General features: G+C 27.5%; 13 protein-coding genes. 12 read left to right on the top strand and 1 reads right to left on the bottom strand.

The genetic code is table 11. From position 1 onward, the window contains the following. The first annotated feature begins 57 nt into the window (after positions 1–57). The 8 genes from R4K56_RS08210 to R4K56_RS08175 all read left to right on the top strand — a co-directional run bounded on the left by R4K56_RS08210 (position 58) and on the right by R4K56_RS08175 (position 12,386). Entirely contained in the window at positions 58–1,107 is a 1,050-nt protein-coding gene (locus tag R4K56_RS08210) for a cache domain-containing protein (protein ID WP_335772321.1), read from the top strand. A gap of 23 nt (positions 1,108–1,130) precedes the next feature. After that, positions 1,131–2,015 (top strand): methyl-accepting chemotaxis protein, encoded by an 885-nt coding sequence (locus R4K56_RS08205; protein ID WP_335772320.1) that lies wholly within the window; start codon positions 1,131–1,133, stop codon positions 2,013–2,015. A gap of 150 nt (positions 2,016–2,165) precedes the next feature. Continuing rightward, the gene (locus R4K56_RS08200; protein WP_335772319.1) at positions 2,166–4,118 is read left to right on the top strand and encodes a methyl-accepting chemotaxis protein; all 1,953 of its coding nucleotides are present in this window, start codon (positions 2,166–2,168) and stop codon (positions 4,116–4,118) included. Between the two features lie 20 nt (positions 4,119–4,138). Beyond that, on the top strand, positions 4,139–6,091 hold the full coding sequence (locus tag R4K56_RS08195) for a methyl-accepting chemotaxis protein (RefSeq protein WP_335772318.1): 1,953 nt from the start codon (positions 4,139–4,141) through the stop codon (positions 6,089–6,091). A gap of 15 nt (positions 6,092–6,106) precedes the next feature. Further along, positions 6,107–7,516, top strand: coding sequence for a methyl-accepting chemotaxis protein (locus R4K56_RS08190; RefSeq protein WP_335772317.1), 1,410 nt, complete (start codon positions 6,107–6,109; stop codon positions 7,514–7,516). A 30-nt stretch (positions 7,517–7,546) separates the two neighbouring features. After that, complete coding sequence (locus R4K56_RS08185) at positions 7,547–8,947, top strand: methyl-accepting chemotaxis protein (protein WP_335772316.1); 1,401 nt, start codon at positions 7,547–7,549, stop codon at positions 8,945–8,947. Between the two features lie 94 nt (positions 8,948–9,041). Continuing rightward, the gene (locus R4K56_RS08180) at positions 9,042–10,670 is read left to right on the top strand and encodes a peptide ABC transporter substrate-binding protein (RefSeq protein ID WP_335772315.1); all 1,629 of its coding nucleotides are present in this window, start codon (positions 9,042–9,044) and stop codon (positions 10,668–10,670) included. Positions 10,671–10,778: 108 nt separating this feature from the next. After that, the gene (locus R4K56_RS08175) at positions 10,779–12,386 is read left to right on the top strand and encodes a peptide ABC transporter substrate-binding protein (RefSeq protein WP_335772314.1); all 1,608 of its coding nucleotides are present in this window, start codon (positions 10,779–10,781) and stop codon (positions 12,384–12,386) included. A gap of 565 nt (positions 12,387–12,951) precedes the next feature. On the opposite strand, the gene R4K56_RS08170 is transcribed toward R4K56_RS08175, so the two are convergent. Next, positions 12,952–14,745, bottom strand: a complete 1,794-nt coding sequence (locus R4K56_RS08170; protein ID WP_335772313.1) for a phosphoenolpyruvate carboxykinase (GTP) — start codon at positions 14,743–14,745, stop codon at positions 12,952–12,954. Between the two features lie 813 nt (positions 14,746–15,558). Here R4K56_RS08170 and R4K56_RS08165 point away from each other — a divergent pair. The 4 genes from R4K56_RS08165 to R4K56_RS14755 all read left to right on the top strand — a co-directional run bounded on the left by R4K56_RS08165 (position 15,559) and on the right by R4K56_RS14755 (position 18,047). Then, positions 15,559–15,762, top strand: a complete 204-nt coding sequence (locus R4K56_RS08165) for a hypothetical protein (protein ID WP_297297642.1) — start codon at positions 15,559–15,561, stop codon at positions 15,760–15,762. A gap of 505 nt (positions 15,763–16,267) precedes the next feature. Then, complete coding sequence (locus R4K56_RS08160) at positions 16,268–16,486, top strand: DUF6290 family protein (protein ID WP_335772312.1); 219 nt, start codon at positions 16,268–16,270, stop codon at positions 16,484–16,486. A gap of 611 nt (positions 16,487–17,097) precedes the next feature. Next, entirely contained in the window at positions 17,098–17,823 is a 726-nt protein-coding gene (locus R4K56_RS08155; RefSeq protein ID WP_335772311.1) for a hypothetical protein, read from the top strand. Further along, complete coding sequence (locus R4K56_RS14755; RefSeq protein ID WP_418233757.1) at positions 17,796–18,047, top strand: hypothetical protein; 252 nt, start codon at positions 17,796–17,798, stop codon at positions 18,045–18,047. The genes R4K56_RS08155 and R4K56_RS14755 overlap by 28 nt, the downstream gene beginning before the upstream one ends. Positions 18,048–18,567: the final 520 nt, after the last annotated feature.

Genomic DNA, 18,567 nt, shown 5'->3' with positions numbered 1-18,567 from the left:
TTGATAAATTAAAATATAAAAACAATTTAATAATTATGATTTTATGGAGTCATTATTATGTTTAAAAAAGTAGGGTTACAATTTAAAATTAGTTTATTAATACTTAGTATATTTTTTGCTATGATTATAGTGTCCAGTATAGTAAATATAATCTTAGTAAATAATGTAAACAGAAAAAAATCTTTAGACTATCTAAAAAAATCAGTTGAAGCAGAATCTTACAGAGGACAAAATATATTAAAAATTGAATATGTTTATTTATCAGAATTAGCATCTACATTAGAAGATTTATACAGTATAGGTATAAGAGATAGAAATACATATTCAAGCGTAATAAGCAATTATGTACAAAATGAAGATTCAAATATAGTTGCTATGGGTTGTATTTTTAATAAAGACTTATTAGATAGCGATGCAAATTACGTCAATAATGAATTTTATGCTGATATAGCAGGACAATTTGGGGTATATTTTGCCAAAAATAATGGAAATGCTTTTCAGCAAAAATTTGCAGCATCAGATTTAAATGCTGAGTATTTTACTGTATCTAAAAACACATCAAAACCGCATATAACACCTATTTATTTATACAATATAGGAAACACAAAAACAGAAATATATACTTGGAGTATTCCTATATTTGATAGTAACGGCAAAAATATAGGTGTAGTTGTTGCCAATGTATCTCCTGAAAGTTTGGCAGCCTCTATAGCAAAAATAAAACCTTATCCTGAAAGTCAAGTTATTTTATTCGATACTGCTGGAAATTTGGTATATAATGCCGGAAAATCAGATGGTATAGGAGAGAATGCTTATAATGTATATGATTGGTATAAAAATTTCCAAATAATAGAAAATGTAAGAGCAGGAAAATCATTAAATTTTGAACATTTTACAACAGTATTTGATGAAGTTGGAACTTATGTAATATCACCTGTAACTATGTTTGAAGGATATAATTGGGGAATAGAAATTCTTACTCCAAGCAGAGTTATACAGGCAGAAACAACAAATATAAGAAATATAATGATAGGAATATTAATATTTATATTGATAGTTTCTGTAATTATCACACCTATAATAAAAGGAAGAAAGTATCTAATATAATAATACTTTTAGCCAAAGATATTATGGCTATGTCTACTGGAGATTTAACAATAGAAATACCTCAAGGCTTTGAAAAGAAAAATGATGAATGGGGTGATATAGCTAGAGGATGGAAAAAAGCTATGGATAACTTTAATAGTGTAATAAATACAGTAAGACATTCAGCAGAACAAGTTACAACTGCAGCAAATGAAGTTTTGATAGGTAATAATGACTTGTCAGAAAGAACAGAATCTCAAGCATCTAGTTTGGAAGAAACTGCAGCTTCTATGAACGAAATGGCTAGTGCTATTAAAGAATCAGCCGAAGGTGTTGCTCAAAGTACTTCTATAGTAATAGATGCAAAAGAATATATCAATAAAGCAGGCGTCATAATAGAAGACAGTGTTCATAAAATGGATAATGTTTATGAAGCCAGTGCTAAAATAATGGACATCACTAAACTTATAGAAAATATTGCTTTCCAAACTAATATACTTGCTCTTAATGCTTCAGTAGAGGCAGCAAGAGCTGGTGATCAGGGACGCGGTTTCGCAGTAGTTGCCAGTGAAATTAGAAATTTAGCACAAAATACACAAGAATCAGTAAAAAATATTACTTCTTTAATAACAGATAGTAATGATAAAATAAAATTAGCAGCAAGCAGTGTACAGGAATCAAAAACTATATTTAATGAAATATTAGAAAAAATGGATAATGCTGCTTCAATAATGGATAAAATCAATACTGCTGCTCAAGAACAAGAAAAAGGTATTGATCAAGTTAATATAGCTATTAATAATATGGATGCATCTGTACAGAAAAACGCTGCTTTGGTATCAGAAGCTACTTCAGCATCAGAATCTTTATTAAGTGAGGCTAATGATTTATTAAAAGCCATATCATATTTCAATCTAAAAAACAATTAATATAAAAATATCTTTACTAAAAGGCAAATAATATAAAAAAAATTAACAAAACTATTATTTAATAATAAATTTTTTTTTAATTATTGAAATTGCAAACAAAAAATGTATAATATTGTGAAAAAATAAAAAGCAATTATATTAGGGTTAATTATGATTAAAAAATTTAGACTTCAAATAAAAATTAGTTTAGCAATATTAATACCTTTATTAATAATGCTTATTATTTCAAATGCAGTAAATATTGTATATGTAAAATCAGCCAGTAAGAATTTATCATATAGAATATTAGAAGAAAACTCAAAAGGAGAAGCGGCCAAATTATTATCGTACATGAAAGAAGATTTATATTCTCTTATAGGGCTGGAAAGAGTTGTAAGAGGATTTTATAATGACGGTACTTTAAGCAGACCATTTTATGAGAGGCTTTTATATAGTTTTTTTGATGAACTGCCTCAAAAAGTTAATGGTTTACTTATAGCATTTGAGCCTAATATAATTGGCAATGATTCAGATTATACAAATTCAGAAAAATACGGTCCTGCAAATGGACGTTTCACTTATTACTTATCAAAAAATAATAACTCTAAAATTCAAGCTTCATATTTTGATACTAGAATTTTCCAAAATGAAGCATATACAAAAACTTTAAGTACTGGAGAAATATATATATCTGATATATATAAATCCCCTGTTAATGATAAAGATTTGCTTTACACTTGGGCGGTACCAATAAAAAAAGAAAATCGAGTTATAGGTGTGATATGTTTAGAAGTATTTATAAATTCCATTAACGATTTATTATCAACAATAAAACCATTTGAAGGAACAACTATTACATTTTTTGATAATGCAGGAACCATAATATATGATAGTGATAAGAGTGAATATATATCTAAAACACTTGATGAAATATATCCGTACTACAATGAACATGATGTATTTAATAAAATAAAAAGCGGAGAAAATCTGCTGTTTGAAAATTTCAGCGGAACATTGAAAAAATACTACACATATTCATTTACTCCTATAGAAATGTCAAAAGGAAATTATTGGGGACTAAAAATAACTGCTCCTAATGATATTATATTAAAAGATTCAAATATTATAAGAAATATAATGTTTATGATATCAGCATTAATAGTAATAATAAGTTCTATAATAGTTCCTCTAATAATAAAAAGAAAAGTAACAAAATTAATAGGATATACTGCAAGAGATATTACTAAAATATCAAACGGAGATATATCTTTCAGTATTTCAAATAGCTTTTTAAAATTGAATGATGAATGGGGAGATATAGCAAGAGGATTACAAAATACTTTAAAAAACTTAGGAAATGTTGTTTCTACAGTAAAAAATTCAGCAGAACAAGTTTCAAATGCAGCAAATGAAGTTTTGATAGGTAATAATGATTTATCTCAAAGAACAGAAACTCAAGCCTCTGGACTGGAAGAAACTGCAGCTTCTATGAATGAAATGGCTAGTGCTATAAAAGAATCAGCTGAAGGTGTTGCTCAAAGTACTTCTATGATAATGAATGTAAAAGAATGTGTAAATAAAGCAGGCGGCATAATAGAAGACAGCGTTAATAAAATGGATGCTGTTCATGAATCCAGTACTAAAATAATGGACATCACTAAACTTATAGAAAATATTGCTTTCCAAACTAATATACTTGCTCTTAATGCTTCAGTAGAGGCTGCAAGGGCTGGTGATCAGGGACGCGGTTTCGCAGTAGTTGCTAGTGAAATTAGAAATTTAGCACAAAATACACAAGAATCAGTAAAAAGCATTACTTCCTTAATAACAGACAGTAATGATAAAATAAAATTAGCAGCTAGCAGCGTACAGGAATCACAAACTATATTTAATGAAATATTAGAAAAAATGGATAGTGTTTCTAATATAATGGACAAGATTAATACTGCATCGCAAGAACAGGAAAAAGGTATTGATCAAGTTAATATAGCCATTGATAATATGGATGCATCTGTACAGAAAAATGCTGCTTTGGTATCAGAAGCTACTTCTGCATCAGAATCTTTATTAAGCGAAGCAAGAGATTTATTAAAAGCTATAGAATATTTTAAATTAAAAAATTAATTATATAGAGAAGGTTTATTATGTTTAAAAGAGTTAGTCTTCAAGTAAAAATTAGTTTAGTTATATTAATACCATTATTAATAATGATGATTATATCAAATGTAATCAACATTATTTATGTTCAAAGTATAAGCAGTAAGTTATCATACAAAATTTTAGAAGAAGCTGCAAAAGGTGAAAGAAATAAGTTAAGTGCAGTTATAAAAGAAGATCTTTATCAAATAACTGGATTAAAATATACAGTAGAAAATATGTATAGTTCTGGAGTTAGAGATAGAAAAGCTTATGAGGATGCTGTAAAAACTTTCTTTAATGTTCTTCCTACAACTGTAGTTGGTGTTATGTTAACATTTGAACCAAATATTGTAGGTAATGATGCAGATTATATTAATATTTATCCTTTAACAGAAGGTCAGCAAACATATTATATATCGAGGTCTTCAGCTAACAATATTACAGAAAGAGCACTTCCTCGTCAGGATATAGAAGCTGATTATTATACAGAACCTATTAGAAAAGCAAAAGAGTATTTGTCAGGCATATATGAATTTGATATAGGAAATAATGATAAAATACAAATGTATACTTGGGCAGTACCTATAATGTATCAGAACAAACCTATAGGTGTAATAACAGGAGATATAAAAATAACAACATTGAATGAAACTATGAAAGCAATAAAACCTTTTGAAAATTCCGAAGGTTTATTATATGATCATTTTGGTAATTTATTATATGATGCTGAAGAAACAGTTAATTTAGGAAAAAATATTTATGATATATATCCTATATATAAAAGTCACCAAGTATCTGAAAATATTTTTGCAAACAAAACAGTATATTTTTCAGATTATACAAGTTATTATAAAGGATATGCCACTTATTATTTTATTCCTTTAGAAGTTGTTGACGGACAGTATTGGATACTTGAAATAATGGCTGCTAGTAAAGAAATATTTAAAGACAGCGATATGATGAGAAACACAATGATTTTAATATCTTTTCTAATAATTATAATCTCTGCTATATTAATACCAATAATAATTAAAAATAAAGTAATAAGTATTATTTCCGGTTTATCTCAAGATATGTTAAAAATATCAAACGGAGATATATCATTTGCTGTATCAGAAAAATTCTTAAATATGAATGATGAATGGGGTGATATAGCCAAAAGCTGCAATAAAATACTTAGTAATTTAAATAAAGTAGTTTTAACAGTCAAAAATTCTGCTCAGCAAGTTTCTGCTGCTGCCAATCAGGTTTTAGCCGGTAATAATGATTTGGCAAACAGAACAGAATCTCAGGCATCTAGTTTAGAAGAAACGGCAGCTTCTATGAATGAAATGGCTGGTACTATAAAAGAATCAACTGAAAGTGTATCAGAAAGTACATCTATAGTATTAGATGCTAAAGAGTTCTTAGATAAAGCGGGTTCTATAGTAGAAGAAAGTGTTAGAAAAATGGACGATGTTCATGAAGCTAGTGCTAAAATAATGGATATCACTAAACTTATAGAAAATATTGCTTTCCAAACTAATATACTTGCACTTAATGCTTCAGTTGAGGCTGCAAGAGCTGGCGATCAGGGACGCGGTTTTGCAGTAGTAGCAAGTGAGGTAAGAAACCTAGCACAAAATACTCAAGAATCAGTAAAAAATATTAGTGCTTTAATAGCAGACAGTAATGAAAAAACTAATTTAGCTTCTGAAAGTGTAAGAAATTCTAAAGATATATTTTCCGATATTGCACAAAAAATGGATAATGCTTCCATTATTATGGATAAAATTAATATAGCTTCACAGGAACAGCAAAAAGGTATAGAACAGGTAAACATTGCTATAAATGAAATGGATTCATCTGTTCAAAAAAATGCTGCTTTAGTAGAACAGGCTACTGCTGCTTCTCAATCTCTATTAAATGAAGCTAATGAATTAATTGATGCTATAGAATATTTCAAATTAAGAGACTAATGACAAAGGAGTTATATGAGTAATAAGGTTAGTTTAAATATAAAAATCAGCATTTTTATTATTATACCAATAATAATTATAATATTGATATTTGGTGTTATAAATACAATTTATGCACGTAATATAACAAAACAAATGGCATTATTTGCGATATCTCAAATGTCTGCCAAAGAAGTATATGAAATAGAAGGTATAATAAATGTTGAATTAAATTACCTAAATAATATAAAATATTCTGTAGAAAATTTATATAATTATAATGTTAGAAAAAGAGAAGTATATGAAGATTTAATGAATAGGTTTGCTCATGAAATGAGTACCAATGCCGTTTCTGTGTCTTTAATATTCTTTACTAATGCTATTGATAATGATAGTATGTATATTAATAATCCTCTTTATAAAAACATTGATGGAAGATTGGCTATATCTTTAGTTAAAGATATGGAAAAAGATAATATATCAAGAATTAATCTTGAAGAATCAGATTTAGAATATTCATATTTAGAGACTACTATAAAAACTAAAAAACCTTATATCACAACTTTGAAATATTACCCTGTACAAGGCAAATATAAACCTATGTACACATATTCAATACCTATATTTTCTAAAGATAACGAAATGATTGCTGTATCTTCTTTGAATTTATCTTTGGACAATGTTATATTTTATGATGATACAAATGGATACTCTGTTTCTTTATTTAATAATAAAGGAGATATTATTTATTGTGCTACAGATAGATATAGTGTAGGTGAAAATATTACTAATTTATCAGATGTATACGGAAGCAGTGATTTATTTGAAACTATATACTCCAATAATACTATATTAAAAGAATCATATAACAAAAAAAACTTAAGTAAATATATTCACCTTTTTATGCCATTGCATATGTTTGATGATGTATATTGGGGAATAGAATTAGCTGTATCCGCTAAAGCAGAATTTTTAACTAACTACAAAATTATCATCATGATGTGGATTATAATATTAGCTATAATTGTATTAATAATAATAATAGTACCTGCCATAATTAATAAGCATGTTGTATCGGCTATGAATGAATTGAATAAGGATATTTCCAAAATAAAAGAAGGAGATATATCTTGGAGTGTATCTGAAAATTATTTAAAATTAAATGATGAAATTGGCGATATAAGCAGAGGTATTAATGATATTGTAAAATATTTGAATGATTTATTTAGTAATGTAAAAAGAAAATTAAATAAAGTTTCAAACACCTCTAATAATATGTCAGAAATTTTAGAGCAAATAAATGATGATAACCAAGATAAAACAATAAAAAAATCTACAGATAAAGATTATAAAATAGTTAATCAGGCAACTGAAACATCAAAATCTCTTTTAGAAGAATCAAATGAGCTAAAAAAGATAATAGAATATTTCAAATTAAAAAAATAATATATAATATTGATATATAGGTATTAAAGCATGGATAATAAGCTAAGTTTAAATATAAAAATTAGTATGTTTATTATTATACCAATAATAACTATAATATTAGTATTTGGTATTATAAATATAATTTATACTTATAATACAACTAAAAAAATGTCTTTATTTACTATATCTCAAATATCAAAAAATGAATCATTAAAAATGAAAAACTTAATAGATTCAGAATTAAATTATATTAATAATTTAAAATATTCTGTAGAGCAGCTATACAATTATAATATTAGAAAAAGAGAAATATATGAAGATTTTATGTATAATTTTTCTAAAAAGATGAGTACTAATTCATTTGCTATATCTATACTATTTATGCCTAAAGCAATAGATAATGATGATTTATATAAAGATGATTCTATGTATAAAAGAATTAATGGACGTCTTGGAATATATATAAGCAAAGACTCAAATAATAATATATTAATGACAAATCTAAAAAGGGCAGATTTACAAGCTGATTATTTTAATGTACCTGTAAAAACTGGAAAGCCTTATATTACTTCTTTATATTCTTATCCTATACAAGGTAAATATGTAGCAATGTACACATATTCTATTCCTATAATGTCGAGCAACAATCAAATTATAGGAGTTGCTAGTTTAGATGTAGCTTTGGATTCAATGAATTTTATACAAACAAATCTCACTACTACCCTATTTGATGATAAAGGAACAATTATTTTCTGTAATACAGATAAAGATTGTACAGGAGAAAACTTTGCAAATTTACATCAGCCTCATAGCAGTGAAAATATATTACAAAAAGTACAATCTAATGAAAGTGTAATATTTGAAGCATATAATAAAAAAAATTCATATAAATATTTCTATTCAATAGAACCAATAAAAATGTTTGGTGATATTTATTGGGGTATTGAAATAGCTATGCCTGCTAGAATTATATTAAAAAATAATTATAAAATGATGATTATGATTGGTGTTATAATTTCTATTATAATTATATTAATAGTAATAATAGTACCTGCCACAATTAATAAATACGTTGTATCAGCCGTGAATGAATTAAACGACAATCTTACAAAAATTACGGTTGGTGATATATCTTGGAGTGTCTCTGAAAATTATTTAAAATTAAACGATGAAATAGGAGATATGAGCAGAGGTATCAATAACATTGTAAAATATTTGAATGATTTATTTAATACCGTAAAAAGGAAAATAAATAAAGTTTCAACTAAATCTAATGATATGTCAGAAATTGTAGGTCAAATAAATGATTATAATCAAAATAAGAGTATAGAAAAAACTGAAAATAAAGATTATAAAATAGTTAATCAGGCAACTGAAGCATCAAAATCTCTTTTAGAAGAATCAAATGAACTGAAAAAAATAATAGAATATTTTAAACTTAGAGAATAAAATACTAAAAAATATTAATTGACATTAAAGCGTATAAAATATATACTCAAGTAAAAGGAAAATAATATAAACAATATAAATAGGTAAAAATAAAATGTCAAATAAATTTTATATATTATTATTTATTTTTGTATGTTTGTTAAACATATCTTGTTCTGAAATTGAAGAAACTATGCCTCATAAATATACAAATCAATATTTTGCTTTACAAATAAATATAGGCTCAGAACCTTATACAATAGATCCTAGTGTAAATGTAACTTCAGATACATTAATATACTTCAAACATATATTTGAAGGTTTGGTTACTAAAGACAAAGATGGTAAAATAATACCAGCTGTTGCAAAAAGCTGGAGTATTAGCAGTGATGGTCTTGTATATACTTTTAACCTTAGAGATAATGCTTATTGGAGTGATGGAAAAGGAATTACAGCAAATGACTTTGTATATTCATTTAGAAGATTATTTGATCCTCAAACAAGAAGTAAATATGCTTATCAATATAATGTTATAAAAAATACAAAAGCTATTTTTAATGGAGAATTAGAACCCAAATTTCTAGGTGTTGAAGCCATTGATGACTATACATTGGAAATTATATTAGAAATGCCAATAACTTACTTCTTAGAAATTTTAGCATATCCTACATTCTCTCCTTTAAGAGAAGATATGATATCAAAATTTGGAGAAAGCTGGACAGATAATCCTTTAACATTTATAGGAAATGGACCTTTCAAAGTTGTTGAAAGAAAATTTAATGAATATATCATAATGGAAAAAAATGAATTCTATTGGAATAGTTCAGAAGTTATACCTAGCAGATTAGAATTTATATTAAAAAATAATAATGAATACTCTCTTGATTCTGTAAAAAAAGGTATTCTTCATTTCTCAAGAAATTTCCCAAGAGATCAAATTTCATCATTAGAAAAAGACGGATATATACATAATGTTCCTAGAATATCGTCTTATTTCTATTTTGTAAATGTAACAAATAGTGTTTTATCAGATGTTAATGTTAGAAAAGCTTTATCTCTTGCAATTGACAGAAACTATATAGTAGAAAATATAACTAAAAGCGGAGAAAAACCTGCAGCTGCATTAGTTCCTTATGGAGTACCTGGTTTCTTTGGTGGTTTTAGAGAAAACGGCGGAGATTATATAGATATAACTAAAGATAATTATGAAAAGAATGTTAAAGAAGCTAAAAAGCTTATGATGTTATCAGGTTATCCAAACGGAAACAATTTCCCTACTTTGACTTTTACAACTACTCATGGAGTACATAAATATATATTTGAAGCTATACAAAAAATGTGGAGAGAAAATCTTGGCATAAATGTTGTAATGGAAGAATTAGAATGGTCAGATTTAGTAAAGAAAAGATTTGCAAAAAGAATAGATATAGCGAGCGGCGGTTGGAATGGAGACTTTAATGACCCTATAAATTTTCTATCTATATTTTTAAGTTCTTCTCCTAATAATAATAGTGTATACAGCAATGTAAGGTATGATGATTTTATTAAAACAGCTACTTTAATTACTGATTCATCTCACAGAATGATAACTATGCATAAAGCTGAAGAATTATTAATACAAGATATGGCCATAATACCTATTTATTTTTATAATGAACCTTTATTAGTATGCCCTAAATTAAAAGGTGTAATATACGATTCTATGGGTCAGCATGATTTTTCTAGAGCTTATCTAGTAGAATAAAAACTATTATAAAAAATAATATAAAATTGACTTTAATCCATATAAAGTATATACTATTAAAAATAATACTTTACAAAGTTATTTCTTTAATTAACGTTAGGAGGAAAGATGACAAAAATAAATAAAATAGTTATATCCTTTTTAATATTTTTATTTGTTATATCATGTTCAAACAGTAATAAAAAAGAAGAAGGAGTATCAATATTTATTAACACTGGCCCAGAACCAAATACTATAGATCCTAGTATAAATGTAACATCAGATGCGGTATTTTATTTAACTCATACATTTGAAGGATTAGTAGAGAAAGATGACAATGGTAAATTAATACCAGGAGTTGCTGAAAGCTGGGAAATAAGTGATGACGGACTTACATATACATTTAAACTCAGAACAAATGCTAAATGGACTGATGGTCAAATAGTTACAGCAAATGATTTCGTTTATTCTTGGCAAAGAGTAGTAAATCCAGCAACTGGAAGTCAATACGGATATCAGCATGAACCTGTAAAAAATGCAAAAGCTATAACAGCCGGAGATATGCCAAAAGAAAATTTGGGTATAAAAGCAATAGATGATTTTACATTAGAAGTTCAATTAGAAGCTCCTACTGCATATTTCTTAGAACTTTTAAGCTTCCCTACTTTCTATCCTTTAAGAAAAGACATCATTGAAAAATATGGCGATCAATGGACTTTAAATGCTGAAAGCTATATAGGAAATGGTGCTTTCAAACTTGTAGAAAGAAATAGAGATGAAAGTCTTATAATGGTAAAAAATACAAATTATTGGAATGTAGAAACTATTGTACCTGATAAAATTACATTTGTTCTTATGGAAAATGAAACTGCTTCTGTAGCTGGTGTAAAAGCTGGAACTTTGCATTTTGCTAGATCATTCCCTAGACAAGATATAAAAACATTACAAGATGAAGGACTTATAGTAATAAAACCTAGAATATCTTCATATTACTATTGTTTGAATTTAACAAATGATATATTAAAAGATGTAAGAGTAAGAAGAGCATTATCACTTGCAATTGACAGAAACTATATAGTTGATCAAATAACAAGAGGCGGAGAAAAACCTGCCGGTGCTTTAGTTCCTTATGGTATATCAGATTATGAAGGCGATTTCAGAGAAAACGGCGGTGAATATATAGATGTAAGCAAAGAAGGATATAAGGCTAACATAGAAGAAGCCAAAAAATTAATGGCTGAAGCTGGATATCCTAATGGAAATGGTTTTCCTGTTATGGAGTTTAAAGCAGATCCAGGACTTCATGTAAAAATATTTGAAGCTGTTCAGCAAATGTGGAAAGAGAATTTAGGCATTGATGTTACTTTAACACAAGAAGAATGGGCAGTATTTTTACAAACTAGATATGATAGAAATATAACAATGGCTAGAGGCGGTTGGAATGGAGATTTCAATGACCCTATAAACTTTATGACTTTATGTATAAGTTACTCTCCAAACAATTACAGTGTTTACAGCAATAAAGCTTATGATGATATGATAAATCAAGTTATGCTTTCAGGAGATCAAAAATTTAGAATGGAAACTATGCATAAAGCAGAAGAAATGCTAATGAAAGAGGAAGCTATAATACCAATATATTACTATACAGAACCTCTTTTAGTATCTCCAAAACTTAAAGGCGTATATTATGACTCTTTAGGTTTCCACAGATTCCATCACTGTTATTTAGAATAGTTTTTAATAATTTAATATAAATTAAAATAGGCTTGGATTTTAATAATAAATTCAAGCCTATTTTTATATATACTGAAAACTTTTAAGTTTGTCAACCGCGAGCTGCGGCACCTTCCCGCACGGTATCACTTATTATTGACGAAAGTCCTCTATACGTGCGGTTGATTACTTATTATTGTACAAAAATTAATAATTTATCTTATATGTAAAACATATCCAACAAATATGAAATAATATTTGATATTATAAAAAATTATAATTTAGATTTACAAAGTATAAAAATTGACAAAATATAGTTGTTTAGGTATATACTAATTTTTTATTTTAATTCATCAGTTATTAGCTTATAGTTTACCATAAAAAATTAATAATATAAAAAATATATTTCTTAAATCAGATCATATAAACTAAATACAAATTATAATAAAACTAAATTACTTATATATTACAAAAAATTATAATTAATAAAAATGAATATTAAATTAATATAAAGCAATAAAAAAGCCAATAGCTTAATATTAATTAAACTATTGGCTATATTTCTAAGAAAAATTATTAACTAAAATTATTTGCTTAATCTAGCTCTTAATTCTTCTAATTGTTTTTTAAGTCTTTCTGGTAATCTTGAACCGAATTTAGCATAATGAGCTTCGATTTGATTAGCTTGATCTTTCCAAGCTTCAACATCTACTCTCATAAGCTCTTTGAAATCAGCTTCAGGAATATCTAAACCTTTAAGGTCTAAATCGCCTTCTTTAGGCATTCTTCCGATAGGAGTGTCAACAGCTTCGATTTTACCTTCAACTCTTTCACACATCCATTTTAATACTCTTGAGTTATCACCGAATCCAGGCCATAACCATTTACCATTAGCATCTTTTCTGAACCAGTTTACATAGAAGATTCTAGGAGCTTTATCACCTAATTTATCTCCCATTTCAAGCCAGTGGTTCATATAGTCGCCCATATTGTAACCAGCAAATGGAAGCATAGCAAATGGGTCAAATCTTAATGCACCAACTGCACCGATATTAGCAGCAGTAGTTTCACTAGCAGCAGTAGAACCCATAAATACACCATGATCCCAGTTATAAGATTCATGCACTAAAGGCATAACTGAAGCTCTTCTTCCTCCGAAGATGAATATATCTATAGGTACACCTTTAGGATCTTCCCAGTCTGGACAAATTACAGGACATTGTCTAGCAGGAGCTGTGAATCTAGCATTAGGGTGAGCACCTTTTTCACCGCTTTCTGGAGTCCAGTCATTACCTTTCCAGTCTATACCATGTTTAGGAGCTTCTCCCATACCTTCCCACCATACATCGCCGTCATCTGTTTCTACACAGTTAGTGAATATAGTGTTTTCTTTGATTGATTCCATAGCCATAGGGTTAGAATCATAAGAAGTTCCTGGAGCTACACCAAAGAAACCAGCTTCTGGGTTGATAGCATAAAGTCTGCCGTCTTCAGGATTTATTTTCATCCAAGCAATATCGTCACCTATAGTTTCACATTTCCAACCAGGGATAGTTGGCTGTAACATAGCAAGGTTAGTTTTACCGCAAGCACTTGGGAATGCAGCAGCGATATGGAATCTTTTACCTTCTGGATTAGTTAGGCGTAAGATAAGCATGTGTTCTGCCATCCAACCTTCTCTTCTAGCCATAGCAGAAGCGATACGTAAAGCGAAACATTTTTTACCAAGTAAAGCGTTTCCGCCGTAACCTGAACCATAAGACCAGATTAAGTTTTCATTAGGGAAATGAGAAATGTATTTTTTCTCTATTGGAGCACAAGGCCATTTTTTGTCTTTTTCACCGTCAGCAAGTGGAGCACCTACAGAGTGTAAACAAGGTATGAACTCACCATTAGAACCTAATACTTCTAATACTTTAGTACCAACTCTAGTCATTATATGCATGTTACATACAACGTAAGGGCTGTCAGTGATTTCTACACCTATTTTAGCTATAGGAGAACCAACAGGACCCATAGAGAAAGGAATTACGTACATAGTTCTATTTTTCATACAACCTTTATATAATTCTTTCATAGTGCATTTTAATTCATCTGGAGCCATCCAGTGATTAGTAGGGCCTGCATCTTCTTTATCAGGATAACTTATAAAAGTTCTATCTTCAACACGTGCTACGTCAGAAGGGTCACTTCTAAAAGAATGGCTATGTGGTCTTTTAGTTAAAGGTTTTGCTAAACCTAATTCTACTAAACCATTCATACAGCTATCGTATTCTTCTTTAGTTCCGTCACAAACATATATATCTTTTGGCTGACACATATCTGCTACTTCTTTAATCCAAGCTTTAAGCTGTTCATGTTTTAATTCTTCAACCTTCATGAATATTACTCCTTATTAAAAATTTGTTGCAAGTATTATACAATAAAATGCATTTTTAGTAAATAATTTTTGAAAATTTATTAATTATTTTAAAAAATACAAAATTGACACTTTAGTAAAATATTTTTTCTGATATTTGTTGTAAATATAAAAAATATTTAATATTTTTCAATAAATAATTAAAAAAATATATATAATACTTAATATATTAATTTAAAAGATCATATTCTCACCAAAGGCAAGCTGTACTTATGTCAATACTTACAGACTACTATCAATTATTTTAGAATCATTAATATATGCATATAAACATTATTTTACTTTTTAAAAATATGCTATTAACTTTATTAATAAATAATATATAATTACAGTTTAGGAGTAAAAATGTTAAAAATTATTACATATACAATATCAATTTATGCTTTACTTTTAAGCATAATAAATTTGATAATGATTATAAAAAAATATAAACAATAATATCAGGAGTAAATTATGAATAAAGATTCTTTGTTAAAAGCTTTAGTAATTGCTGTTATAACTCTTTCTACAAGTCAAATCATTACTTCAATAGCTTTGATTATATTTATGTCAAAAAATGGATAATTTTTTTAATATGAGATTTAATAATTATAAAATTATTAAACAGTAAAAAATGTTAGAAGTTATTAAACACTTATACAAATTAAATATTAAATTAGAGGTCAATATATGAACAAGAAAACAATCAAAAATATAGAATTTGCTAGTTTTATCATATTATCTTTATCAGTTATAATTTTATCTATATCTTTCATAATTAGAGGATAATATATCATGGCGAGAGGCGGAGCAAGAAAAGGTGCAGGAAGAAAGAAACTTCCAGATGAAGAAAAAGTAAAGCCTGTTAAATCTATTTCTTTCAAAGTAAATAAAGATCTATATTTACAAATAGAGCAAATAGCAAAAGAAAATAACTTAAGTATAGGACAATATGCTAAAAAAATATTACTAGATAAAATAAACAGTGAAAAAATATAGTTTTAATATCTATTAAAGATAAGAAAGAGAATTATAAAATAGTAGACTTTTATAAAATAAAAAAAGAGTTAGTAGGGAGGACGCCCGTTCCCTCCATCGCAGTACTTAAAATTAAGCAAGCGGCAGTCGAGGGCGACAATTTTTTTGCCATTCATACTAACTCTATATTTAGTTTAACAAAGTTTTTATGATAAGTCAATCAAAAGATAAAAAGATGGTGAAAAATAAAAAAGTGATTAGCTTAATATCTTAATCAATGTTAACAAAGTTATTAAAGCTATCGATTGATTATTAATAGCAATAAACATAATACTTAAAATCTGTTAATAACTAAAACTAACTGGTAATATTATAAATCCAGACGCATTATAATATAATAAAAACATTATGGAGGTCAATTTTTTATGAAAGAAAAAACATTAGAAAAAATTAATAATTTATCTAAAATAATTTTTTCTATATCTTTATTTATATTTTCAATATCTATTTTAATATGGGTGATAAAATGGGCGATGAAGTAAAAAACACTCACGGCGGTGCTAGAGAAGGTGCTGGTAGAAAGAAAAAAGAAAATAAAAAAAATACTCATGTTATATTTTTTAGAATAAGCGATGAAGAAAATGAGCTTTTAAAAAAATATGCTGAGGAAAATGATATGAGTGTTGGCTTATATTCAAAAAAAATCGTACTTGATAAAATAATAGGTATGGAAGAAAATAAATAAAGCAAATAAAAAATACAAGCCGATGTCATTAAAAATGATGTCGGCTTTTTAATATTCCAAAACATCGATAAACTAACTATCGTATAAATCTTTTTTTATTGTTTGATTTATAATTTCAATATAATAATAAATTGGAGGTAATAAGATGGTTAAAAAACAGCAAGAAAAAATCGCTATGATTAAAGCATTGACAGAACTTATCATAGCGATTACAAGTTTGATTACTGCTTTAGTAGCTTTACTTAAACAGTAATTAAAAAACAAAAAATGGGGGTGGGACGGCAATCCTACCCTATAAAAAAATTATAACATATATAAAATGAATATCAATTCTTTATCAAATAAAAAACATTAAAAAATCTATTTCAGCCGACAGCACAATCGAAGATTTTCCTATTTCTAATTTAAGCGGACTTATAGAAAGCATTAATAAACTTGAAGATGATATAACAAAAGCTTTAAACGACACTCCTGCCTCAATACTATTTGATAAAAGCCTTTCAAATGGATTCAGTGAGGGAGATAAAGACAAAGAAACGGAAATATCAATAATTGAAAGTTTTAGAGAAAATAAACTTACTCCTTTATATAACTTGACTGATTATTATGTCATGCTCAAGGCTTGGGACAGTGCTTTTATTGATGATATTCGTTATAAATACAGCGAATATCAGGACAAAACAGACAGCGAAATATTTAGAAGCTGGGCTGAAAACTTCAAGTTTAAATACGGCAACTTATTTCCTGAACCTGAAAGCGTTACTCAGGACAATAATGCTAAAAAACTTGATAATTTACTTAAAGCCCAACAGTTGGGAGCTAATCCTGCAGACTTACAGGAAGAACTAAACGAAAGCGAAATATTTAAAAATGAAATGGAATTAGATTCACAGGGCGGAATGGAAGGGGCTGAAGATGATGAGGTAATGTTTGATTATAGTAAAAATAATAGTGAAGATGAGGCAAATTTTAATAAACCGCCAAGTGTCAGCGGTATAAAAGCAGATACTAATAATTTTAAGGAAGAAGAACACAAAAGAGATAAAGACGGTAAGTTTACGAAAGGAAGCGGAGAAGATAATAAACAGGAAGATAAAGAAGAAACTAATAATGAAGATTCAAGCGAAGAAAAACAAAAAGAAGAAAAAGAAATAAAAGAAAAAATTGAACAGCTTGAAAAAATAGACTGGACAAAAGATAATACTCTGCCTAACTTTCCAAAATCTTTTTTGAAAAAACAAGGTTTAGAAGATAAGCCTATTTTATTAAAAAAGAATATAATTGAAAAAATAAGGCAAGCCACCCCGATATTACTGAAGAAGAAGCTAAAAGAATAATAGGAAATGCTTTATATAAACCAGAAGTTATATTAAAGGCAAATATTGATAAACCAGCATATCATAATTTTATATCAAGAACTGATGATAAACATAGCGATTTAGTATTATTAGAATTATCTGATAAAAAAGAAAACTATGAAATAATAAATTATCATGTAATAAAAAATAGACAACGGGAACAAAAAGAAAAGCTGGATAAAACTATAAAAGAAAATAGCTAAGATGGGAGGACAGCCTGTCCATAACTAGTATGGGATTCCCTCCATCGTATCAATTTAGTAAATACTAAATATCACGGCAGTCGAGGCTGATTTTCTGCAGTTCATCCTAGCTATGATTATAGTTTAACAAAGTTTTTATGATAAGTCAATAAAAAAGATAAAAATAATTAATTAAAAATATTCATTAATAAACTAACTATCGTATAAATCTTTTTTAATTTTTTATTTTATACTTCTAATATTAGATAAATGGAAACAGGATAATGAAATTTAAAAAGAAATGGCAATTATCGAAACCGTATCAAATCTAATAATTGCCATTGATACTTTAATAACTGCTATAGCACAGATTATTAAACAGTAAGAAAAACGTGGGGAATTATTCTGTTCCATAACTTCCCACTTTATATAATTATATCAAATATTCGTTGTAGGTCAATATATACTAAAAATTTTTAAGTGTTTAAGAGCCATAGATATTGCACACTTTTAGTTTAAAAAAAAGATGGTATTCCTTATA

The organism is Brachyspira pulli (genome assembly GCF_036997785.1).
Taxonomy (GTDB): domain Bacteria; phylum Spirochaetota; class Brachyspiria; order Brachyspirales; family Brachyspiraceae; genus Brachyspira; species Brachyspira pulli.
This window is presented reverse-complemented; position numbering and strand designations above follow the sequence as displayed.